Source organism: Limnohabitans planktonicus II-D5, assembly GCF_001270065.2.
In the GTDB taxonomy this organism is placed as follows: domain Bacteria; phylum Pseudomonadota; class Gammaproteobacteria; order Burkholderiales; family Burkholderiaceae_C; genus Limnohabitans_A; species Limnohabitans_A planktonicus.
Window position 1 is genome coordinate 16,711 of sequence record NZ_LFYT02000031.1, and the last position, 22,106, is coordinate 38,816.

Consider the following 22,106-nt stretch of genomic DNA (forward strand, 5'->3'; position numbering starts at 1 on the left):
CAGTGTTTTACGATCAGTTGGCATCCATACCGATGACGCCCTGTCGCTTGACCTCGTTCAAAGTCTTGCCCGATGCTGTTTTCCATTCGACCCAGCCATTAGCTGATCGGCCCATGACTGCCATGGCGGCGGTGCTGGGGCTTGAAAACAGATGGTCGCGTGTGAAAACCAGCAGAGATCCAGCACTGCCAGCGATTTCGGTCAGAACGCCTTCCGTAATCAACTGGCTGCGCATGCGCTCGTGAGAAGTTCCCTGAATTGAAGGAACGATCTCTACTCGCCCCTTCGAACCTTTATGCACCACAAAACCTTCTGTGGTGTATTCGCCCACGCCGTCGGCCCCCGAGCCCTTGCAATAGAACAATTCGACGATGCCTTTAGCGGTTGTGGCACTGGTCAAGGGTTCAAAAATGGGCTGGCCCAATGTGGCCAACAAAGTGGCTGCGGTTTCGTGAATCTCATGACAATCCGCTTGCAAAGGAGCAGGTGTGTAGGGCTGCGATCCGGTGTTGCCGTTTTCCAGACCATATCGTCCTGCCTTGGTGGCTTCTGCAATAGCCAGCCATTCCAAAAATAATGCATGCGTTTGCGTCAAGCTGTTGGTCAGCGAGATGACCACGAAAGCGCGGTTCCAGAAATCTTTGTTCTGATGGTGTTGCTCCAAGCGCTTGCCCACACTGCCTGACTGTCCGATATAGGTACGAGGTAAACCCGCCTCAGACAATTCGCCCATCAAAAAGTACACGCCCACTTGCTGGGCCTCTGGCATCTTCAGGAAGTCGGTCAGTTGGCTGCGCGGCACCTCGATCACACGAACAATGCGCGTTGTGATCTCGGCCACGCGCATGCCGCGTGGGTCGCCGGATGGGAGGAAAATTTGGATGGTTTGAGGACGTGAGCTCAATTCACTTGCCCCAACTATCCTTCAACCCCGTAACCCGGCTAAACACCGGTTTGCTCCCCGCCACATGATCTAAGCGGTCCGCCACAAAGTACCCAAAGCGCTCAAACTGGAACTTCTGGTCTGGCTGCGCCCCGGCCAGTGACGGCTCCACATAAGCGGTGACGACCTTCAAGCTGTCCGGGTTGAGCGATTGCAAGAAGTCTTTGCCGCCTGCATCGGGGTGCGCTTCGGCAAACAGGCGGTCGTACAGGCGCACTTCGGCTTGCACGCCGTCGGCCACGCTCACCCAGGTGATGGCGGCTTTGGCTTTGACGCTGTCTGCGCCGGGGGTGCCGCTCTTGGTGCCGGGGATCACTTTGGCGTGCACTTCGGTCACTTGGCCTGCCGCGTCGCGTGCGCAGCCGGTGCATTCGATCACGTAGCCGCCCTTCAGGCGCACCACAGCGCCGGGGGACGTGGACCCGTCAGGGTTCACCTTTGGGGGGCTCAGGCGTTTGTAGCCCTTGGGCGGCACTTCTTCAAAGTCTTCGCGCTCGATCCACACTTCTTTGCCGATCAGGAACGTGCGGTCGGCTGGGGGCGTTTGCCCTTCGGCAATGGCCGAGTGAGGCAGGGCGGGTTGGGTGCAGGCTTCGGTGTAGCCGTCGCTGCCAAAGGCCTCGGCCCAGTTGGTCAGCACGAGCTTGACGGGGTCGAGCACGGCCATGCCGCGGTGGGCTTTGTTTTCCAGGTCTTCGCGCAGGCAACCCTCAAGCGTGCTGTAGTCGATCCAGCTGTCGCTCTTGGTCACGCCAATGCGGTCGGCAAACAGGCGCAGGCTCTCGGGCGTGTAGCCCCGGCGGCGCAGGCCCACTATTGTTGGCATGCGTGGGTCGTCCCAGCCGCTGACGTTGCCTTCATTGACCAGTTGCGCCAGCTTGCGTTTGCTGGTGATCACATAGGTCAGGTTCAGGCGGGCAAATTCGTATTGTTTGGGGCTGGGCGCGGTCAGCAGCTTGCATTCGCACAGGCGCTCCATCAGCCAGTCGTAAAACGGGCGCTGGTCTTCAAACTCCAGCGTGCAGATGCTGTGGGTGATTTGCTCCAGCGCGTCTTCGATGGGGTGGGCAAAGGTGTACATCGGGTAGATGCACCATGTGTCGCCGGTGTGGTGGTGGGTGGCGCGGCGGATGCGGTAGATGGCCGGGTCGCGCAGGTTGATGTTGGGCGAGGCCATGTCGATCTTGGCGCGCAGCACGGCGGCACCGTCGGCCAGCTGGCCGTCACGCATTTCGTGGAATCGCGCCAGGTTTTCTGCCACGGTGCGGCTGCGGAATGGGCTGTCCACGCCGGGTTTGCCAAAGTCGCCCCGGTTGGCACGCATGTCTTCCGCGCTTTGTTCGTCCACATAGGCGTGGCCGGTTTCGATCAGCGCTTCGGCTGCGCGGTACATGAAGTCGAAGTAGTCGCTGGCTTGGTAGGGCGCGGCGCTTCCGGCAGTTTGCCCCAATTGCGCCCAGTCAAAGCCGAGCCATTTCACGGCGTCGATGATGCTGTTGACGTATTCGGTGTCTTCTTTTTCGGGGTTGGTGTCGTCAAAGCGCAGGTGGCACACGCCGCCGTATTCCTTGGCCAGCCCGAAGTTGATGCAGATGCTTTTGGCGTGGCCCACATGCAGGTAGCCGTTGGGCTCGGGCGGAAAGCGAGTGCGGATTTTGGCCGGATCGGGCTGGCCCTTGGCGTGGTGCGCGGCGTCACCGGGGCTGCCTGCCCAGCGGCGGCTGGCGTAGGTGCCAAGTTCCAGGTCTTTTTCGATGATTTGGCGCAGGAAGTTGCTGACTTTGTGGTCGGCGGTGGCGTTGGTGTCGGGAGCTTTGGGGGTGGGGGCGGTCATAGCGCTTGATTTTAGAGGCTTGCCGCAGGTGATCCGTTACGGTTGGACACCAATGTCAAGCGCCGGGTGTGCTCCTCGGGGGCTGGTCAAACGCTAAAGGGGCAGGCGGGAAGTTGCCGCTGTTCATTTTGGAGAATTTGCATGTCCATTCATTTGTTCAACACCTGGGGCCGCAAGCTGGCCTTGTGGGGTGGCCTGGCGCTGGGTTTGGCCCAGGTGGGGTGCGCCCACCCGGTGGTGATGGAGCCGCAGGTGGTGGTGTCTTCGCGCATGGGCTATCCGCCGGTTTATGGCCGGGTGCATGTGCCCGGCCCCGTGGTGGTCATGCCACAGCCTCGGCCCATTTACATGCCACCGCCTCCGCGTGTGGTGTACGCCCCGCCCGTGTATCGACCAGCACCGGGGTGGGCGTATGGAGGGCGCTACGACGAACGGCATGGACACCACCGCCATCAGCATGGACATGGGCGCGGTGATGGGCGTGAGGGATGGCGCCGATGAGGCGCATGCCTGTAGGTCGGTACTCGCAGAGTCCGACGCTTGTCCGCTTCGGCGCAGGCCCCACGTCGGGGTCTTCGACCGCCGACCTACGAATACCGTGGCTCCCGTAGGTCGGCACCTTCAGGTCCGACGCTTGTCCGCTTAGGCGCAGGCCGCATGTCGGGGTCTTCGACCGCCGACCTACCAATACCGTGGCTCCCGTAGGTCGGCACCTTCAGGTCCGACGCTTGTCCGCTTCGGCGCAGGCTGCACGTCGGGGTCTTCGACCGCCGACCTACGAATACCGTGGCTCCCGTAGGTCGGCACCTTCAGGTCCGACGCTTGTCCGCTTAGGCGCAGGCCCCATGTCGGGGCTGAAGCCGCCGACCTGCGGAAACACTTTTATTAATACCCGGGTAATTTAATTTAATCCGGGCATAATTGGTGTTTTTGCGATTGAAAGCATCGTTTGAGCCCGCCGAGTCCTGACACATCCCCTGTTGATTTCATCGCTTTTGAAGGCAGCCGTTGCCTGGCCCGTGGCGGTTTGGCCGAGGTGGCTTTGCGGGTGAAGGCGGCCACTGAAGCGCGGCCTTTGGCGCGCTTCATGGTGTTCAACGCTTGCACCAGCGAAGTGCTGGATTTTGACCTGCGGGGCACGCCCCAAGAGGTGTTGGCGCGGCTGGCCGTGTCCCATCCTGCAGCGCTTGCTTGCGCCGCAAGCCCGGCCGACAGCACGCCCCCCACAGACCTTGCAGGTGCACCGGGTGCAGAGACCCCAAGCGAAGACACCAGCTCGGCCAAGACAGGCCCAGGCCGGCCCAAGCTGGGCGTGGTGGCGCGTGAGGTGACTTTGTTGCCGCGCCACTGGGCCTGGCTGAGCAGCCAGCCCGGCGGGGCTTCGGTGGCTTTGCGCAAGTTGGTCGAGCAAGCCCGCAAAGACAGCCAGTCACAAGACCAGCGCCGCCTGTCGCAAGAGGCCACTTACCGCTTCATGTCGGCCATGGCGGGCTGCCTGGAAGGCTTTGAAGAAGCCGCCCGCGCCTTGTTTGCCTCAGACCGCCCCAGGTTTGAGGCCTTGACGGCGCCTTGGCCGCAAGACATCCAAATCCATTTGCAGCACCTGGCCCAAGCGGCCTGGATGCCTTCCGACGTTCCCCATTCCCCGGAGTTGCCCCATGCGTGAAAAGTTTCGTTCCCGAGAGGCAGCCATGCCTTTCATCATGTTGGCCGTGTTGCTCGACATGGCCGCCATTGGCGTGATCATTCCGGTGCTGCCTGCGCTGGTGGGCAGTTTTTCGGGCAGCCAGGCCGATCAGGCCTATTGGTATGGCGTGGTGGCGGTGGCCTTTGGGCTGTCCAACTTTTTGGCAGCGCCGGTGCTGGGTGCTTTGTCTGACCGATATGGGCGCAGGCCGGTGTTGCTGCTGGGCTTCATGGGCCTGGGCGTGAGCTTTTTTGGCACCGCCATGAGCACCACGCTGTGGGGTTTGATTGCGGTGCGCACGCTGGGCGGTGCCATGCAGGCCAATGCGGCCATTGCCAACGCCTACGTGGCCGACATTTCTGCCCCTGAAGAGCGCGCCAAGCGCTTTGGCTTGCTGGGCGCCATGATGGGCCTGGGCTTCATCGTGGGGCCGGTGATGGGCGGTTTGCTGGGGGCGATTGACCTGCATTTGCCCTTTTATGTAGCCGGTGGCCTCACCTTGCTGAACGGTTTGTATGGCTACTTTGTGTTACCCGAGTCGCTGCCCGCCGCGCAGCGCAAAGCCTTCAGCTGGCGCTCGGCCAATCCGGCCAGCTCATTGCGCAAGCTGGGGCAGCTCAAGGGCGTGGGGCCTCTGGTGGGCGTGGTGGCCTTCAGCGCTTTGGCGCAGTTTGTGCTCTACACGGTTTGGGTGCTGTACAACAGCTTCAAGTTTGGCTGGGGCCCCAGTGAAAACGGCTGGTCACTGGCTGTGGTGGGCATTGTGGCGGTGCTGGTGCAAGGCGTCTTGATGGGCCATTTGCTCAAGCGCTATGCGCCGCCCAAGCTGGCCATCATGGGCCTGGTGTCGTCGGTCATCGCCTACACGCTGTGGGGCGCGGCCACCGAGGGCTGGATGATGTACGCCGTGATTGCCTTCAACTTGCTGGGTGGCACGGTGAATGCCTCGGTGCAAAGCATGATTTCATCGGCCGCCGATAGCAAGAGCCAGGGCCAGACCATGGGCGCGGTCAGTGCGCTCAGCAGCTTGATGGCCGTGGTGGCCCCCATGCTGGGCGCGCCCTTGCTGGCCATGGTCTCGCACTTGCCCCAAGGTGATTGGCGCATTGGTGCGCCGTTCTTCTTTTGTGCAGTCTTGCAGGTGGCGTCGCTGGCGCTGGCGGTGATGCACTTGCGCAGGCATCGACGCCTCCACTTGGCCAGTACCCACGCGGCTTGAGCCTCGGGTGCCATGGATCAAGCGCTGCTGGGCGCTGATCCACGCACCGCGCCGGATTTCAGCGCGGTGTGGTTGGCTTCAAGGCTCCTTGACAAACAAGGGAGAGCGGGGGCCGTACAGCAAACCGTCAACGCGACCTGCTTTGAGCAATCGCTGGCTGGCTAATCCGGCCATGGGGTGACTTTGGTCCGAGACCGTGCCAATCACCTGCTTGACGATGGCCGCAATGAGCAATCCGGCCAAGCCGCCTTGTTGCTGGTTTTGTTGTTCAGCCGAGCTGGCGGTGGCTCTGCCGGTCCACAGCAGTTTGTCTGTTTTCAGGTCAACCAGTCGGGCCTCGGCGGTCACCGTGGTGGCACTGTCCAGCACTTTGTAAACCGTGCCGTATTGGGTCATGGTGATGTAGAGCGCAGCGTCGGCACCAAAGATTTCGCGCAGCTTGGCGCTTGGCAGCGCGTGGGCATCGCTCGCTTCGGTGATGCCGTTTTCCTTGAAGGTTTCATCCACCAGCGTGACGGGCATCACGTAGTAGCCGGACTCTGACAAAGGGTGGGTCACCTGGGCCAGCATGCTGTAGCTGGCTCGAACTTCAGGCGTCTTGTTCAGGGGTGGCAACACCAGAATGGATCTGGGTTTGCTTTCCTTCAAATGGGTGTAGTCGAAAGCCGTTTGGGGTTTGCTGGCGCAGCCACTCAGCAATGCGATGGACATGGCCGTGACCATCAGCCGGATTGAAATTTTCATGCGTATTCCCGGGGCTCAGTTTTTCTTGAATTTGCGAAGCAGAAAATCAATGAAGCTTTCTGACTCCGGGAATTGCTGTTTTTCAGCTTCCAGGTGCATCTGGAATCGGCCCATATCACCTTGTTTGCCATACAGAAGGCCCATGTGGGCTTGGTAGCCAGGCGGTATGGCTTTGCCGCCTGCACGCATTTTTTCCAGATCGTCGGCCATCAACTTGGCTTGGGTGTCCAGGCTTTCGCGGTCACCGCGAAAGTAGGTGTCGATGTTTTTTTCGTAGCCGTTCCAGCCGTAAAGCGGAGGGACGGCCGTTTTGTTGGCACAACCGCCCAAGGCCAATGCGGCCACAAGGAACGTGAGTTTGAAGGTGGTCTGCATGCTGTTTTTCAACGCTCTGGACGCCATGTGCCCTTGTCCATGTTGCCCACGAGGGTGTTCACCGCGTCGCGGATGGCCAGATCCAGAACTTTGCCGTTCAGCGTGGCGTCGTAACCTGCGGTGCCGCCAAAGCCAATGATTTCACGTTCAGACAAGCTGTATTCACCCGCACCTTGTGCCGAATGGACCACCTCGGAGGTGAGGGTGTTGACGATGTTGATGCTGACTTTGGCATAAGCAATTTGTGTTTTGCCACGTCCCAAAATGCCAAACAACTGACGGTCACCCACATCTTTGCGACCAAATTCGGTCACATCGCCTGTGATGACGTAGTCAGCGCCTTTGAGGCTTTGGCTTTGTTTCTTCAGTGCAGCTTCTTGCTTGATTTCAGACATCACACTGCGGTCCAGCACATTGAAGCGCTGCGATTGCTGCAGGTGCGTGACCAAAATCGTTTGTGCCTGGCTGCCCATGCGGTCTTCGCCGTTGGAGAACACGCCGCGCATGAAAGATGAACGGTTGTCAAACTTGCCCACGGACACCGGCACTTTGGCGGCCGTGCTGGGGATGGCTGCAGATTCCACTTTTTGAATGGGCAAGGTGCGAGCGCCTTCTTGAACGCAAGCGGTCAGGCTCAAGGCGGCCAGTGCAATGATGGTGATTTTTTTCATGTGGGGAGGTCCTCGGAAAGATGGAAATTGTAGGAGGGATGAGTTGAATTAAAACTTTAGTGATGATTTATTCTTCAATGATCAAGGCCTTGGTCACTTGCGAGGCGTGGCCTTGCCTTGATGGATCGTCTGCCTGCGCAGCCGATGAGTGCCGTGTGCTTGGGGCGTCAGGGCCGCTGGCGCAGCACCATGTCGTCGCGGCGAATTTCCACGTCAAAGTGCTTCAAAAACGCCTGGCCCAGCAGCGCTTGGTCGGGCTGCAGGCCGCTCAGGCCCACGGTGACGCTGGTGTCGTTGAGCACCAGGTGCCCCGCCCGCACGGGCACGCTGCGCACCAGTTGGCCGGGGCGCTGGCCGTTGGCGGTGTGCAAGGTGATGCTTTGGCCTGCAGGCAGCCCGGCCTGGGTGGCCAGCGCCTGGCTCACGCTCACATGGCTGGCCCCGGTGTCCACCAAAAAGCGCACGGGCTGGCGGTTGACTTCGCCCTCCACATGAAAATGCCCGTCGCGCTGGCGCGGGATGACCAGATCGCCCGAGCTGAGCGCATAGGGCTTGAGGCTGGCTTGGCGGTTTTGCTCGATGCGCTCAAACACCAGATACAACACCCCGGCCACAGCCAGCCACACGGCGGCGATGGCGAAGGCGCCAAGGCGGGCGGTTTGATGAATCGAGGGTGTGGGCATGGGCGGGGTGAGTGAATTTTTTTGGGGCCGTTTTGTTCAGCCCTGAGCGTAACCTGTTCATAGGTGAGCTGCGATGCCCCCCTTATTGATCCGGCACGATGAAGTTTGATTTTTTTGCACCATCAACTCGTAGGTCGGCAGCTTCAGCTCGGACGTTGCTGGGTTCGACGTGGGTACTTGTCGGAGCGGAAGCTGCCGACCTGCAAAACTTATTTGCCGCAAGCCGACTGGCGCATGTGCGCACCATTCTCCTTTTATGCGGTCTTGCAGGTGGCTTCAATGGCGCTGGCGGTGATGCATTTGCGTCGCCACCGCCGGGCGCGTTTGCACCACGCTTGAAGCGCCTTCACTTGATGAAGGGACTGCCAAAGCGTGTGTCGGTGTTGAGTGTGGTGTCGGTCAGTGTTTGCAAAAAGGCCACGATGTCAGCTCGCTCTTGCGCTGTCATGCCGATACCGCCTACGGGCAAGCGGTTGTCTCGCTCAGGCCCCGCTTTGATACCTGTCGCGTAATGCGCCAAGACTTGCTCGAGGGTGCTGAAGCGGCCATCGTGCATGAAGCGTCCTGACAGAGCGACGTTTTTGAGCGAAGGGGATTTGAAAATGATGGTCTCGCCCTGGTCAAGCCCATTGCTTCTCGAATTGGCATCGAGCGCAAATGTCGGTGCTTGGTGACAAGCCGCGCAACCTTTGCCGCCATTGTTGGGGCCCTGAATGAACAAAGCGCGACCTCTGTCTTCAGATGCCGTGAAGCGATCCGCAGCAGGAATGTTGTTGCCTGCCAATGAGCGCACAAAGTTTTGTTGGCTGTTGACATTGCCATTGCTGGCGTACACCACGGCATAGGCGCGGTCCCACTTGCTGTTGGCGGAGATCATGCTGCGCTGAAATTGCGCCAGCGCGTTTTGAATGCGCGTTTCGGTAATGGCGGTATCGCCAAACACCCATTTGAACAATTCGGGGTAATAAGGCAAGGTTTGCATTTTTGAAACCAACGCGCTCAAGCCGCCGTGCGTGGCGTCAAAACCCATCTCTGTGGCGTTTTGAATCGGGTCGGTCGCCTGGTCTTCTATGCTGGTGGCGCGTTTGTCCCAAAACATGCTCTTGCCCTGGTAGAAGGCCACATTGCCCAAACGCATCGCGTGCGCTGTGGTGAGCCCTCCGGCAAACCCGGTGCTGAACTGGGCTTGATCGACGAAACCATTCGCTTGGCTGTGGCAAGAAGCGCAGGATTTGCTGTTGTTGAAACTCAAACGGACATCGTTGAACAACACGCGTCCGAGCGTTGCACCTTTGTCTGTTGTGACATTGGAGGGTGTTTGGTTGCTTGTGGCCAAGAGGTTGGCGTCGTAGTGCGCAAGCAGTGTGGGAGTCGCGTAATTGAGAGGGTTATTCAAATCCAAAGACGTGTAAGCAGTGACGCCTGGGTAGAGATTCTCAGTAGCCGTGTTGTTGCTGGTGCTGGTGCTCCCGCCGCCGCCACAGGCACTGAGCACGAAGCTGGCGATGACACAAAGCCCCCAAGACAAACGCTTGGATGACTTCTGGGATGGTTCAAATGGATTGTTTTTCATTGATGGATATGTCAAATATCATCAAAATGTAAACAATAACAATTCATTGAGTGTGAATGTTTAGTCAATTAATGCAGATTTTTGGTAGTGCTGCCCCATTCATTCATGCAACTGATTGACGCATACAACACGACGGTAGCCCTGACCATGCGCGAACTACCGGGCTTCACATTGCTTTGAACAAATGCGCGTAAAGCCGACTCACGGCCAGTCGGTCTGGCTGACCTTTGAGGCGCAAACTCAGGCGCCCCGATTCGTCTCGGGTGACAGATTCGATGGCGGTGGCGCGGACCACGCTGCCCCGGTGGATTTGCCAGAACACTTGTGGGTCCAGCCGCTGCATGAGTTCCTTGAGTGGGGTGCGCAGCAGCACTTCTGCGCCGTCGGTGGTGAACACGCGCACGTATTTGTCGGCCGCTTCCAGGCGCAGCACATCGTCCACCGGCACCATGCGCAGTTGGTTGCCCACGCTGGCTTGCAGCAGCTGAAGCAGTTGCAGGGGAGGCTCGGGTTTGGTGGCTTCGGTGGACGCGCTCAGTAAGGCGCGCAACTGCTTCAGCACCGGGTCCAGGTTGGCGCTGGTGTCGGGGCCGGGTTGCCGCTGGCTCAGGGCGTTTTGCAGCCGCGACACGGTTTGCGCCAGCCGGTCGGCACGAACGGGCTTGAGCACGTAGTCCACCGCCTGCGCATCAAACGCGGCCAGGGCGTATTGGTCATAGGCCGTCACAAACACCAGCAGCGGAAAGGCTTGGTGTTCGTGCCACTCTTCGGCCAGCTCGGCGGCAGCTTCCAGCCCGCTTTGGCCGGGCATGCGGATGTCAAAAAACAGCACATCGGGGCGGTGTTGCAGTGCCAGCTGCACGGCGCTCAGGCCGTCGCCAGCGGTGGCCACGATGTGGATGTCGGGCCATAAGGCGCGCAATTCATTCGCAAGGGTTTGCGCCAGCAGCGGCTCGTCTTCGGCGATCAGGGCGGTGGGGGTGGTGTTCATGCGATGAAGGTTGTTGCAGTCGTGTAGGTCGGTGGCTTCAGCCCCGACATGAAGCCTTTGCCGAAGCCAGCCATGTCGGACCTGAAGGTGCCGATCTACGAAGGAATGTCTTTTGTCGGACTGAAAGGTGCCAACTGACGAGACAAGGCCTGTTGCAGGTCGGTGGCTTCAGCCCCGACATGAAACTTTTGCCGAAGCCAGCCATGTCGGACCTGAAGGTGCCTGCGAGATGGGTGGGTGCCCACATTTCAGACGTCTGCGTGCGGGGACTCTAAAGGCAAAGTCAGCACCACGCAGGTGCCGCCCGTGGTCACGGGACTGATGTGCATGCCAGCGCGTGTTCCATACTGGGTGTGCAGGCGTTGGCGCACATGGGTCAGGCCCCAGGATGCGGTGGTGCGGTCGGTGGCGGGCGTCAAAGGGCGGGCCGATTCGGCCAGCGCCAGTTCGCTGATGCCCAATCCGTTGTCGCGCACCGTCAGCAGCAGTTGCTGGCCTTCGGCTTGGGCCTGCACTTCAATGCGGCCACCGCTGACCTGAGGCTCCAAGCCGTGGCGAATGGCGTTTTCTACCAGAGGCTGCAAGATAAAGCTGGGCACCGGGGAGGCGGCCAGCCCGGGTGGTAAGTCGAGTTCAAATACCAGTCGCTTCCCCATGCGAATCGCCATCAGGCTCAGGTAATCATCCAGACGCGAAAACTCGTCGACCAGCGGGTGCAGTGGCTGGCGCGATGCATGCAGCGTGGTGCGCAAATAGTCATTCAAGTGGTCCAGCATCGCATGGGCTCGCGCTGTGTCCTGCCCAATAAGAGCCCGCAAATGCGCCAGCGTGTTGAACAGCATGTGCGGCTCCAGCTGCGACTGCAGCAGCATGAGCTGGGCTTGTGTGACTTGGTTGGTCAATGATTCAGTCTTGGCTCGTTGGTAAAAGAAACCCACAAATGCTGCGCTGATGGCCACTGAGCTAGCCACCATGCCCACAAAGCGGTTGCGGTTGAGCTGCCACAAATCCCAGGTGGACCAGCCCGCATAAGCGTCGCCCACCAGCGTGCCCAGCGCATAGCCCAGCGGAATGCCCACCCCCAGCATCAAGCTCGCTTGCAGCGCAGGCGGCCAGCAATAGGGGCCTTGTGCGCGCAGCTGCCGCTTGAACGGATAGCGCACCACATCCGTGAATAACCAGATGAAGGTAGAGATGGCGTAGGAATAGACCAGAGATACGTCAAAGCGGTGCGGCAGTCCATTGCTTTTGTGGCCCATCCAGGTGGTCACTGCAATCGGCAGCGCCACCGCCCACACGATCAGCAGACGTTTCAGCAGAGGTTTGCGTTGATCGGCGGGCAGCCAAGCGAAGAGGTTCTTGAAAAGCATGCTTGTTCCACTTCAGGGTGTGAGCAGGTGTGACTTGAAAAAGTCCGCCACTTTCTGATGCAGCGCAGGCAGTTGGCTGCGGTCAAAACCAGGCGGGTCACTCAGCAGTTGGTACGCGATGCTGTCCGTTGAACCCAAGGGCGGCAAAGGCGACAGCATCATCCCGTGGCCGGCCTGGGGCATATCGGCGATGGTGGTGCAGGTTTCGCAAGTGTGCTGCACTGCTTGGCCGTGGAATCGGGGAATTTGATTGATGTCTTGCCCCGCCAAAATCAGCCCCAAAGGTATCTTGGGCTTGACCAGCGTGGACAGATCAAAGTCCGCAGCAAATGGCACAGCAGCGATGACAGCTCGGATTCTGCGGTCCTCGTGGCGATATGGCGTCGCGTCGCCGAAACGCCAGCGGATCACCACCTTGGCCGTTAGCTTTTTGAGACCGTCCAACCAGCCACCGTTCAGGCGGGTGATGAAGCCGACACAGGAAGAAAAGTCTTCGGCAATATGCGCTTCACAGTGATCGCGAAACCGGGCCGGTGACCACTGTCCTCCCGCCAAACTCAGCGCGGTGTGCCCCCCCGCAGAGCCGCCATACACACCGACTTTTTCCGTGGACGTGACCGGACCCAACAAGGGGTCTTGCGCGATCAGGTCGATGGCCTGCGAGACTTCGGCGGGGCGCAGTTTCCAAGTGCTGGGGCCTGGATCGCTGAAGTCTTTGTAGTTGTCTTGATGGTGTTCGGGCATGACCACCACGAAACCGTTTTCGACCAAGGTGCGTGCCAGATCCACATGCACCCAGGGCGACCCGCCCGAGCCGTGCGAGATGAGCACCAAGGGGTGAGGCCCTGAGTCGGGCTGCGCGTTGACGGCCAGTGAAAAGTCAAACGGCCCTTTTTTCACCGGCTGCTCGGCTTGCGCCGTGGGGTAAAAAACGGTCAGGGGAATGCGGACTGTTTCGCTTGCCCGCTCCACGATGCCCATGCCTGCTTGTGACGCACATGAAAAAGCCAACAGCCATCCGATCGCGATGCGCTTTGCGCGGACTCGATGCAAAAGGTGGTTGACGCGCTGCAGGCTGAAAGGCTTGGGTTTGCGAGTGTGCATGGTGGCAAAGCGGGTGGTGGAAGACCCAGGCGATGGGCTCAAAGACTTTTGGACGGGCGATGAGGGGTGACCCAGACCGTTGCCAAGTTCATGGCGATCCATGAACAGCCGTTGGCAAGGTGGTTTGTGGTCGTTGGGGTCATCCATGTTGTCATCGCAGTGGGCGTTGCCTGTGTGGATGGTTGATTCAATCTTCTTTCAAAGTGGCGCGAAGCTTCTTGCGTTCATGCTCGAGCATTCGTTTTTCCAAGCCATTGCCTGGGGCAAAACCAAAAACAGCCAAGCCGTGCATCAACAGGCCAAACCCCCAACCTGCAGCGGGCCAGATCGACCAGCTTTGGCCCTTGCTCAAAGCCAGAATGGTCAGGCCTGCGTTGACCACCAGATAGATGAAAGCGTGTGTGAAAAATCCCATCTTGGCTTTGGTGCGCTTGCGGGCCAGGTGTTCCAGTTCGTCGGGCAATGGGGTGGGGGTCATGAAGAGTCTCCTGTGGTGACGTTGTAGGCGACAACATGCGTGGGTGGGGTGTGGATGAAGTGTAAGCAATGGCCCAAGTGGGCGCATGGTTGTCACTTCAAATGGTTGGCAAAAAACAGCACGATTTGTGCGTAGCTGTGTTCGCGTTCTGCGGCGCTAAAGGCACCGGTGGGCATGCCGCCGCGCATTTGGGTCGCGGCCACGGGGGTGGCAATGTTGGTCGGCCAAGGAGACAGCCAGTCAAAGTGTCCAGCCTTGGGATGGTCGGACAAGGTGGTGCATGTTTTGCAGTGCTGCAAAACATGCTGGCTGTGAAAGCGGGGTAGCAGCACAAGGTCATTTCCTGCAATGTTCATGCCCACGGGAATGCGCATGCGCGCCAGGCTTTCGGGGGTGAAGATGGCCCCAATGGGTACGGCCAGGCTGACGGCCGCGATGCGGGGGTCTGGGCGGGGGTCGGATGCTTCGATGCCTTGCCCACCATAGGCCACTTTCAAGTTCGCTGGCATGTATTGCTCGGGTGCGCCGCGTGCCATTTCAAATTGGCGTCTGCGCTGGGTTTGCAGTTCAGGAAGCTGTCCCAAGCCGTTCAGACAAAAGCCGATGTCCTCGTCCAGGTTCTGCGCACAGTGCTGGATCAAATTCAGCATGCGCCACTGCGCCCCGGCCAGCACCAAGCCGGTCACACCGCCTGCCGACATGCCGTGCACGCCCACGCGGCGGGTGTCCACCAGCGGTGCCAGCTCGGGGTCACGCGCCACGGCGTCGATGGTCTCGCTCACGTCTTGCGGTCGGGTTTTCCAGCTTTCGGGTCCTGCGCGGCTGAAGTCTTGCCGGTTGTCGCCCCGGTGCTCGGGCTGGGCCACCACAAAACCGGCGCGGGCCAGTGCGGCGGCCAGCGCGTGGTCTGGCAGGGCGCTGCCGGCGGTACCGTGCGATAAGACGATGAGCGACCGTTTGCCCGATGCCGCTGCTGAATCTGCTGGCAAAGGCGCAGCGTTGCTGGCGACTTGTACCGTGAAGGAACCTTGGGTCAGGGGTTGAGCCGCTGTCCCAGTGGGGTAGACCAGGGTGATGGGCATGCCGCCAGACTGGATTTGGCGCATGCCCACGGGGGAGATTTGGGCATGGCTGGCGTTGCCTGCCAGCAAGGTAAAGATGCAGGCCAAGCGGGTAAAAGTCTTGAATGAGAGGGTCATGGGTTTTCTTTCATGGGTTTATGTTGCGGTGGTTCGGTGGCATTCGTTCGTAGGTCGGTACTCGAAGAGTCCGACGTTTGCTTGCTCGGTCACGGCTTCATGAAAAAAGCGTTGCTGCCTGTTCGAACAGTGTCGGGGTCTTCGACCGCCGACCTACGGGTACTGCGGTAGGTTGGCGGCTTCCCTCGTAGGTCGGTACTCGAAGAGTCCGACGTTTGCTTGTTCGGTCACGGCTTCATGAATGAGGCATTGCTGCCTGTTCAACCAACGTCGGGGTCTTCGACCGCCGACCTGCGGGGACTGCGGTAGGTTGGCGGCTTCCCTCGTAGGTCGGTACTCAAAGAGTCCGACGTTTGCTTGCTCGGTCACGGCTGCATGAAACAGGCATTGCTGCCTGTTCAACCAACGTCGGGGTCTTCGACCGCCGACCTACGAGGACTGCGGTAGGTTGGCGGCTTCCCTCGCAGGTCGGTACTCAAAGAGTCCGACGTTTGCTTGCTCGGGCACTGCTTCATGAATAGGCATTGCTGCCTGTTCAACCAACGTCGGGGTCTTCGACCGCCGACCTACGGGGACTGCGGTAGGTTGGCGGCTTCCCTCGCAGGTCGGTACTCAAAGAGTCCGACGTTTGCTTGCTCGGGCTCGGCTTCATGAAACAGGCATTGCTGCCTGTTCAACCAGCGTCGGGGTCTTCGACCGCCGACCTACGGGGGTAAAGGCACGCGTGGGGCCTGGCTTGCGTGCAGTCTCATCAACCGCAGTGCTCTGGCATTGAGCAAACCAGAGAGCACACCATACAAGGCGCTGACGCCGATGGCCGCTTGCACGCTGTGCAACTGCTCGGGCGCTGTCGCGTTGACCATGCCCACCACAAACTTGCAGGCAAAGATGGCCATGAACAAGGTCAGCGGCAACCAGCTGCCAGGCACTGTGAAGCGCCGGGTGCCCACGTCGTAGCTGGCCCCAGCCGGTGCCGCGCCATGGCCCAAGGCCCAGGCCACCCCAGCGCAGCTGACGGCCCAGCTGAGCAGGCCCAGCGGCAGCCAGGGCGTCGGTCGCCATTGCATGACCACGCCCACCAGCGTGACCACGGTCAGCGCGATGTGGATGCCCAAAAGTCGCCGTACCTGGACTTGCCGGGTGCGGGTTTGCAACAGGCCCAGCGCGATCAGGCCGATGAGCAAGGCGAAAACCCAGACGGGAATGTGTTGGAGTGTTTGCATGGTGGTGTTCTTTCTTGCATTCAAAGCCAGCCGAGACATTGGCCCCAGACCAACTGACCGAGGTAGCGCCCGGGGAGCAGGGTGAAGGCCCCCGCCACCATGCAGGCATTGAAATACAGCCATTGCATGGTTTTGCGGTGGCCGGGGATGTTGCCTTGGGCCAAATACCGGAAGGCCCGGAACAGGCTGAACAGGGTCAGCGGAATGAGCAAATGGATGGGCGTGTAGCCCCAAAGGTTGGGCAGCCGGAAGTCGCGGATGAACACGCCCGTGAGCGCGGCCCCCAGCATGCAGGTGACCCAGGCGTAGCCCAGGGCCCGGTGCAGTTGGGGGCGGCTGATGGCACCCAAGCGGGCCCAGAGGACCCAGGGGCCGATGGCGACGGCGCTGAGCGCCAGGCTCATGTGGACGGCGATGGTGGGCGTCAGGGATGACGGTGGTGGCACGTTTTTTCTCTTGAATGGCTTGTGGTGCCTGCACTGTGCCGAGTCAATGGCCCGATTGCCATGCGTTTGCGACGACTGACAGTTCACGCGGCGCGAGATGCCGTGGACGGGTGTGAATGGCGGACGCAAACAGGCGTGTGCGCCTAATTTTTGGAGGCGGCCATGCCCAAGCAACGATAATCCCCCCAGTTTTTCGAGGAGCGTTTGTGGATCTGATCTTGTTGCTGAAAGCCGCCGTGATGGGCGTGGTCGAGGGTTTGACCGAGTTCTTGCCGATCTCGTCGACCGGGCATTTGATTTTGGCGGGGGCTTTGCTGGGCTTTGACGATGACAAGGCCAAGGTGTTCGACATCGCCATCCAGACGGGGGCGATTTTGGCGGTGGTCATTGTGTATTGGCAAAAAATCAGCTCCACCGTGCGTGCCTTGCCGCGCAGCGCCGATGCCCAGCGTTTTGCGCTGAATGTGTTCATCGCTTTTGTGCCCGCCGTCATTTTGGGGTTGCTGTTTGGCAAGGCCATCAAGGCGAACCTGTTCACGCCCGAGGTGGTGGCTACCACCTTCATCATCGGCGGCTTCATCATCTTGTGGGCCGAGCGCAGGCAGGCCGTCGCTGTGCGCATTGGCGAGGTGGAAGACATGCGATGGCAAGACGCCCTGAAGGTCGGGCTGGTGCAGTGCCTGGCCATGATTCCGGGCACGAGCCGCAGCGGCGCGACCATCATCGGCGGCATGCTGCTGGGCATGTCGCGCAAGGCGGCTACTGATTTTTCCTTTTACCTAGCGATCCCCACGCTGATTGGCGCGGGGGCTTACAGCCTCTACAAAGAGCGCGCCTTGCTGAGCATGGCCGACGCGCCGATGTTTGCGGTGGGCCTGGTGTTTTCGTTTTTTAGTGCCTGGGTGTGCGTGCGTTGGCTGCTCAAGTTCATCTCGACCAACAGCTTCGAGGTGTTTGCCTGGTATCGGATCGTTTTCGGTCTGGTGGTGCTGGGCACCAGCTACAGCGGGCTGGTGAAGTGGGCAGCTTGAAGTGTTTGGGGTAGGTCGGCACCGTCCGGTCCGACGATTTTTTGCTTTGGCGCAGGCCCATGTCGGGGTCTTCGACCGCCGACCTACGAATGCACGGTTCCCGTAGGTCGGCACCTTCAGGTCCGACGATTTTTTGCTTTGGCGCAGGCCCATGTCGGGGTCTTCGACCGCCGACCTACGAATGCACGGCCCCCGTAGGTCGGCACCTTCAGGTCCGACGATTTTTTGCTTCGGCGCAGGCCCATGTCGGGGTCTTCGACCGCCGACCTACGAATACATGGCCCCTGTAGGTCGGCACCTTCAGGTCCGACGTTTGCCCGCTTTGGCACAGGCCCATGTCGGGGCTGAAGCCACCGAACTACAAATACACATCCCTTGTAGGTCGGCACCTTCAGGTCCGACGTTTGTCCGCTTCGGCACAGGCCCCATGTCGGGGCTGAAGCCGCCGACCTACAAATACAGATCCCTCGTAGGTCGGCACCTTCAGGTCCGACGTTTGCCCGCTTCGGCACAGGCCCATGTCGGGGCTGAAGCCACCGACCTACAAATACCGTGGCCCTCGTAGGTCGGCACCTTCATATTTGGGCCTGGCGCATTGACGTGGGGACGGTCTTTGTCTAAGGGATGACGGAAATCTCCGTGGGCATCAGCTGAGCGCAAATAACGTGAAGCCTGCCGACTGCATGGTGATTTCTCCAAGCCAGCCCACAGCAATGCCAAAGGCTACGCCAAGGGCGTCGTCCACAAAATGGTTTTTCAGGGGGCGGCTGCTGTGTACCGATGCGGTTGTTTCAGACGCTTCTGGCTGGTGGTGTCGTGCCTGCTGATCGGGTGTCATTTGTTCTCCTGAGATTGCGCAACGCCAGTTCAAGCTTGAATTTAGGCACGCCAGCGCTTGCTGTCTGTGCGCCATCCCACCCCTGCCGACGCATTCGAAATGTCCTGGCCAGACTGCCGCGTGCATGCACTCATGGCTGTCAACGATGCGTTCTGCCGCTGCCTTGCAGGCCCTGCATGCCAAATGGGTCCCCATTCGCAAATTGGGTGCAAGTCACACGCCTTGTCAGTGCGTCAAGAGACGGACTGACTTTGGCGGGCCAAGCAAAATCTTCGGGTGAATATGCCTTTACCCCAATCGATACCCCTGCCCGACAAGGGCGTTACCAGCGCTGTGCAACCCGACATGGCGGAACTTTTACAAACCCTGGACGCGAATGCCACTTTGGTGCAGCGCCATATCTGGCTGATCAATCTGCTGCAGTGGGTGCGTGGTCCGCGCCTGGACACATTGGCCTCGGTTCTTCGGGTGGAATATTTTCTGGATGCGCTGGATGCGCACCCGGAAAAGCGAGCGCAGATGCAGGACTGGTGGCACATGCTCATCACCGATTTGGATGTGGCCAGTCTGCTGTCTGATTACGGCTTTGCGACAGGTAATTCCTTTCTCTCCGAACTGATGGATCGCCTGCATGGCAAGCTCTTGCCTGCTACGCCAGAGACACGCGATGGCAGTGAACTTTTTGCCTTGGCCTTGTCAGGGCCTGCAGATGCGCAATGGATTGCGGCCTTGACTGCGCCCATTGTGCTGCGCCTGGCTGATCTGCTGACTTTTCCCGCTGCTCTGCCCATTGCGTCCACCCAGCGTCCTCTGACGCATTGGCAAAACGCCTTGATCGAAGCCATCACCTTTTGCACGAGTCAAATCCGTGCGGCCGGTTTGTCGCCTGAATTGCGTCTTCGCATGAGTGCCGCTTCTCGGCACAGCAGCCCCTTTCTCACATTGGGAACGGCATTTGAGGCCGTTCGTGACAGTTGGCTGCAAGGGGGCGACAGCATGGCCGAATGGGCGCAGTTTCGTGCCCAACTGGAGCTGTGCCGACAAGCCACCGTCTCGGTATACAGCCATCTGGACGAGCACGGCATCTCTATGGATTTGGTCTTTCGTCTGCGCCAAATTCGTGCACGCGTGCTGCGCATCCGCAGCTTGCTCGATTGCCTGTTGAGCGATGCCGACCATCTGCACAGCGCACGCCTTTTGTCGCAAATGGCCGGATTGGGGCATGAGCAACGCAGCATCGCTGCCCTGTTGAGTGCCAGCAGTTCCCTGCTGTCTGCCAAGGTGGCAGAACGCTGCTCAGAGACCGGTGAGCACTACATCACCCGCACGCGTGCGGAATACCTTGTGATGTTGCGCGATGCTGCGGGAGGGGGGGCCATCACTGCGCTCACGACTGCGGCCAAGTTCGGCGTGATGGCTTTGGCCCTGTCTGCATTTTGGTCTGGATACTGGGCTGGGGCGGTGTATGCCCTCAGCTTTGTGGTGATTCAGTTGCTCCATTTCACCTTGGCCACCAAGCAACCGGCCATGACCGCGCCAGCCATGGCGGCCAAATTACAAGACCTCAAGCAGCCAGGTGCGCTGGCGCTGTTTGTCGATGAGGTCACACATTTGGTGCGTTCCCAAGTGGCCGCTGTCATTGGCAATGTGGTGGTGGTATTTCCGGTGGTCATCTTGTTGTCATGGCTGATGCAACAACTGTGGGGCCAACCCCTGTTGGATGCGCAGTATGCCCAAAAGGTGTTGCAGTCACTCACACTCCTTGGCCCCTCGCTGTTGTTTGCAGCCTTCACGGGGGTGCTGCTGTTTGTCAGCAGCCTGGTGGGAGGGTGGGTTGAAAACTGGTTTGTGCTGCACCGTTTGCAATCAGCCCTGCGCTACAACCCCCGCATCGTGCGTCGCTTGGGCGCAGATCGTGCCATGCGCTGGGCGCATTTCATGCGGCAACATATTTCGGGCTTTGCGTCCAATATTTCACTGGGTTTCATGCTGGGTTTGGTGCCAGCTTTCCTGGGGTTTTTGGGCTTGGCACTGGATGTGCGCCACGTCACGCTGTCCACGGGGCAGCTGGGTGCTGCTGCCGCCAGTTTGGGCTGGGGGGTGTTGCAGCAAAATGCCTGGTGGTGGGCGGTGGCCAGCATTCCCTTGATTGGCATGCTCAATGTGGGTGTGAGTTTTTACTTGGCATTTACGGTGGCCTTGCGTGCGCTGAACGTCAGCCGTGAGGGTCGACAACAAATTTACCAAGCCATTCGGCAGCGACTGCGTCAGGCGCCTATGAGCTTTTTTATGCCCGCTAAAGAAGATGCTGAGGTGAGCAAGCGTGACTGATCAGGGGTGTTGAAGGCGTGAGCAAATGGCGTGTGGCGTGCCTTGTGGGCGTTTGCCTTATGGGTGTTTGCTTTTTGGCCTGTCATCGCGCCTATTTTTAATGCTCGAAAATGTTGCAGGTCGGTGGTCGAAGACTCCGCCATGGGCCTGTGCCGAAACCCATCATGTCGGACCCTGCGAGTGGCGATCTGCGAGATGACATATCTCACACTTTTCAAACTTCAGCGTGCCGGATCAAAAAGTCTGCGTCGGGGCTGAAGCCACCGACCTACGAATACCATGGGTCCTTGTAGGTCGGTAGCTTCAGCTCCGACGTTGCACGATTCGGCCCAAGACCGTATCGGGGCTGAAGCCACCGACCTACGAATACCATGGGTCCTTGTAGGTCGGTAGCTTCAGCTCCGACGTTGCAGGATTCGGCCAAAGACCGTATCGGGCCTGAAGCCGCCGAACTGCAGGGAACTTGGCGCAAGCATTTCAAACTTCAGCATGCCGGATCAATCATGCCTGGGGCTGGCAAAAAAAATGAGCCCATGGGGCTCAGATGAATGCGAGTGCAGCGGGTGCCTTGGCACCCGCTGCAAGTGGCTTACTTGCCAAAGCGTTGCTTGGCATCGGCGATGCAGTTGTTCTTCACGTCACCTGCAAAGGCATCACACTTTTCGATGGCTGTTTTGTAGTTGGCATCCCGGACGTCGGTGTTGGCGCTTTTCTGGGCGCTGGCATTTTTGTCCATGGCGGTCGACTTGGCATCAGTGATTTTTTCGGCAGCTTTCTTGTCGTTTTCGCTGGTTTTTTCCTTCAGCTTGGCCTCTGCCATGGCTGCCGTGTATGCGGCATTGGCTTCTTTTTTGCAGACATCTTTGGCGTTGCCGGTCTGGTCGTCGCATTTTTCCTTGGCCACTTCATGGGCAGCCTTGGCTTTCACCACAAGGATCTCATTTGTGTGCTTGGCAGAGGGTTCGTACTTGGCCTGCAGTTCAGCCCGAGCCACTTTTTCATCCCCTTTGGCTTCCTCAATGCAAATGTCCTTGGCATTGCTCGTGTGAGCACTGCAGGCCTTTTTGGCGGCTTTGTACTTGACGGAAATTTCTTCCTTGGCCGCTTTGTATTCGTCTTTGGTCAGAGGTGCCGCTGTGGCTGCGAATGTGAAGGTCAACAGCAATGCAGACAAAAGTGTGGTGCGTTGAGAGATCATGAGTTTCCTATAAGTGTGATTGAACAGCCCACAGCTTAGGCAGTCTTCAAGTGCGCATCTGTTCGTCATCACACCCATCAAGGACGTGCGCGCCGCATGCTGACAGGCGTTGACTGGCGCACAGACCCGAAGGCGCTCAGAGCCCTAAGCTCCAGTCCACACTCAAAG

At 59.5% G+C, this 22,106-nt stretch carries 21 protein-coding genes; 5 read left to right on the forward strand and 16 right to left on the reverse strand.

Annotation, left to right across the window (positions count from 1 at the left end; all coding sequences use genetic code 11):
• Positions 1-13: 13 nt before the first annotated feature.
• Positions 14-904 carry a GIY-YIG nuclease family protein gene (locus tag H663_RS37940; protein WP_053174502.1) on the reverse strand — a complete coding sequence of 297 codons (891 nt, stop codon included), beginning with the start codon at positions 902-904 and terminating at the stop codon, positions 14-16.
• Position 905: 1 nt separating this feature from the next.
• On the reverse strand, positions 906-2,777 hold the full coding sequence (locus H663_RS37945; protein ID WP_053174505.1) for a glutamine--tRNA ligase/YqeY domain fusion protein: 1,872 nt from the start codon (positions 2,775-2,777) through the stop codon (positions 906-908).
• A 141-nt stretch (positions 2,778-2,918) separates the two neighbouring features.
• Between H663_RS37945 and H663_RS37950 the strand changes: the two genes are divergently transcribed.
• From H663_RS37950 to H663_RS37960, 3 genes are all read left to right on the forward strand, one after another.
• A complete protein-coding gene (locus H663_RS37950) occupies positions 2,919-3,278 on the forward strand; it encodes a hypothetical protein (protein ID WP_053174508.1) in 360 nt (119 codons plus the stop codon).
• A gap of 448 nt (positions 3,279-3,726) precedes the next feature.
• Complete coding sequence (locus H663_RS37955; RefSeq protein ID WP_240620567.1) at positions 3,727-4,443, forward strand: DUF2239 family protein; 717 nt, start codon at positions 3,727-3,729, stop codon at positions 4,441-4,443.
• Complete coding sequence (locus H663_RS37960; RefSeq protein WP_240620568.1) at positions 4,436-5,683, forward strand: MFS transporter; 1,248 nt, start codon at positions 4,436-4,438, stop codon at positions 5,681-5,683. Before H663_RS37955 ends, H663_RS37960 begins: the two co-directional genes overlap by 8 nt.
• Before the next feature lie 78 nt (positions 5,684-5,761).
• Here H663_RS37960 and H663_RS37965 read toward each other — a convergent pair whose 3' ends face one another.
• From H663_RS37965 to H663_RS38020, 12 genes are all read right to left on the reverse strand, one after another.
• On the reverse strand, positions 5,762-6,427 hold the full coding sequence (locus H663_RS37965) for a DUF799 domain-containing protein (protein ID WP_053174511.1): 666 nt from the start codon (positions 6,425-6,427) through the stop codon (positions 5,762-5,764).
• Between the two features lie 15 nt (positions 6,428-6,442).
• Positions 6,443-6,802, reverse strand: a complete 360-nt coding sequence (locus H663_RS37970; RefSeq protein WP_053174513.1) for a DUF4810 domain-containing protein — start codon at positions 6,800-6,802, stop codon at positions 6,443-6,445.
• Between the two features lie 8 nt (positions 6,803-6,810).
• Entirely contained in the window at positions 6,811-7,473 is a 663-nt protein-coding gene (locus tag H663_RS37975; protein ID WP_053174515.1) for a CsgG/HfaB family protein, read from the reverse strand.
• A gap of 167 nt (positions 7,474-7,640) precedes the next feature.
• Positions 7,641-8,156 carry a retropepsin-like aspartic protease family protein gene (locus H663_RS37980; RefSeq protein WP_053174519.1) on the reverse strand — a complete coding sequence of 172 codons (516 nt, stop codon included), beginning with the start codon at positions 8,154-8,156 and terminating at the stop codon, positions 7,641-7,643.
• A gap of 346 nt (positions 8,157-8,502) precedes the next feature.
• Complete coding sequence (locus H663_RS37985) at positions 8,503-9,729, reverse strand: cytochrome-c peroxidase (protein WP_053174522.1); 1,227 nt, start codon at positions 9,727-9,729, stop codon at positions 8,503-8,505.
• 166 nt (positions 9,730-9,895) lie between these two features.
• Complete coding sequence (locus H663_RS37990; RefSeq protein WP_053174525.1) at positions 9,896-10,720, reverse strand: LytR/AlgR family response regulator transcription factor; 825 nt, start codon at positions 10,718-10,720, stop codon at positions 9,896-9,898.
• Positions 10,721-10,968: 248 nt separating this feature from the next.
• Positions 10,969-12,090 (reverse strand): sensor histidine kinase, encoded by a 1,122-nt coding sequence (locus H663_RS37995; RefSeq protein WP_053174529.1) that lies wholly within the window; start codon positions 12,088-12,090, stop codon positions 10,969-10,971.
• A gap of 12 nt (positions 12,091-12,102) precedes the next feature.
• A complete protein-coding gene (locus tag H663_RS38000) occupies positions 12,103-13,194 on the reverse strand; it encodes an alpha/beta hydrolase family protein (protein ID WP_240620569.1) in 1,092 nt (363 codons plus the stop codon).
• 187 nt (positions 13,195-13,381) lie between these two features.
• Positions 13,382-13,672, reverse strand: coding sequence for a 2TM domain-containing protein (locus tag H663_RS38005; protein WP_053174531.1), 291 nt, complete (start codon positions 13,670-13,672; stop codon positions 13,382-13,384).
• Between the two features lie 92 nt (positions 13,673-13,764).
• Positions 13,765-14,871 (reverse strand): alpha/beta hydrolase family protein, encoded by a 1,107-nt coding sequence (locus H663_RS38010; RefSeq protein WP_053174534.1) that lies wholly within the window; start codon positions 14,869-14,871, stop codon positions 13,765-13,767.
• Between the two features lie 704 nt (positions 14,872-15,575).
• Complete coding sequence (locus H663_RS38015; protein WP_053174537.1) at positions 15,576-16,094, reverse strand: DUF6622 family protein; 519 nt, start codon at positions 16,092-16,094, stop codon at positions 15,576-15,578.
• A 20-nt stretch (positions 16,095-16,114) separates the two neighbouring features.
• On the reverse strand, positions 16,115-16,498 hold the full coding sequence (locus tag H663_RS38020; protein WP_053174540.1) for a DUF2306 domain-containing protein: 384 nt from the start codon (positions 16,496-16,498) through the stop codon (positions 16,115-16,117).
• Between the two features lie 248 nt (positions 16,499-16,746).
• Between H663_RS38020 and H663_RS38025 the strand changes: the two genes are divergently transcribed.
• Positions 16,747-17,571: an undecaprenyl-diphosphate phosphatase gene (locus H663_RS38025; protein WP_053174543.1), complete on the forward strand. Its 825-nt coding sequence runs from the start codon at positions 16,747-16,749 to the stop codon at positions 17,569-17,571.
• Between the two features lie 646 nt (positions 17,572-18,217).
• On the opposite strand, the gene H663_RS38030 is transcribed toward H663_RS38025, so the two are convergent.
• On the reverse strand, positions 18,218-18,409 hold the full coding sequence (locus tag H663_RS38030; RefSeq protein WP_053175196.1) for a hypothetical protein: 192 nt from the start codon (positions 18,407-18,409) through the stop codon (positions 18,218-18,220).
• A gap of 345 nt (positions 18,410-18,754) precedes the next feature.
• On the opposite strand from H663_RS38030, the gene H663_RS38040 reads away from it, so the two are divergent.
• Positions 18,755-20,740: a site-specific recombinase gene (locus H663_RS38040; protein ID WP_240620570.1), complete on the forward strand. Its 1,986-nt coding sequence runs from the start codon at positions 18,755-18,757 to the stop codon at positions 20,738-20,740.
• Between the two features lie 589 nt (positions 20,741-21,329).
• On the opposite strand, the gene H663_RS38045 is transcribed toward H663_RS38040, so the two are convergent.
• The gene (locus H663_RS38045; RefSeq protein ID WP_053175206.1) at positions 21,330-21,938 is read right to left on the reverse strand and encodes a hypothetical protein; all 609 of its coding nucleotides are present in this window, start codon (positions 21,936-21,938) and stop codon (positions 21,330-21,332) included.
• Positions 21,939-22,106: the final 168 nt, after the last annotated feature.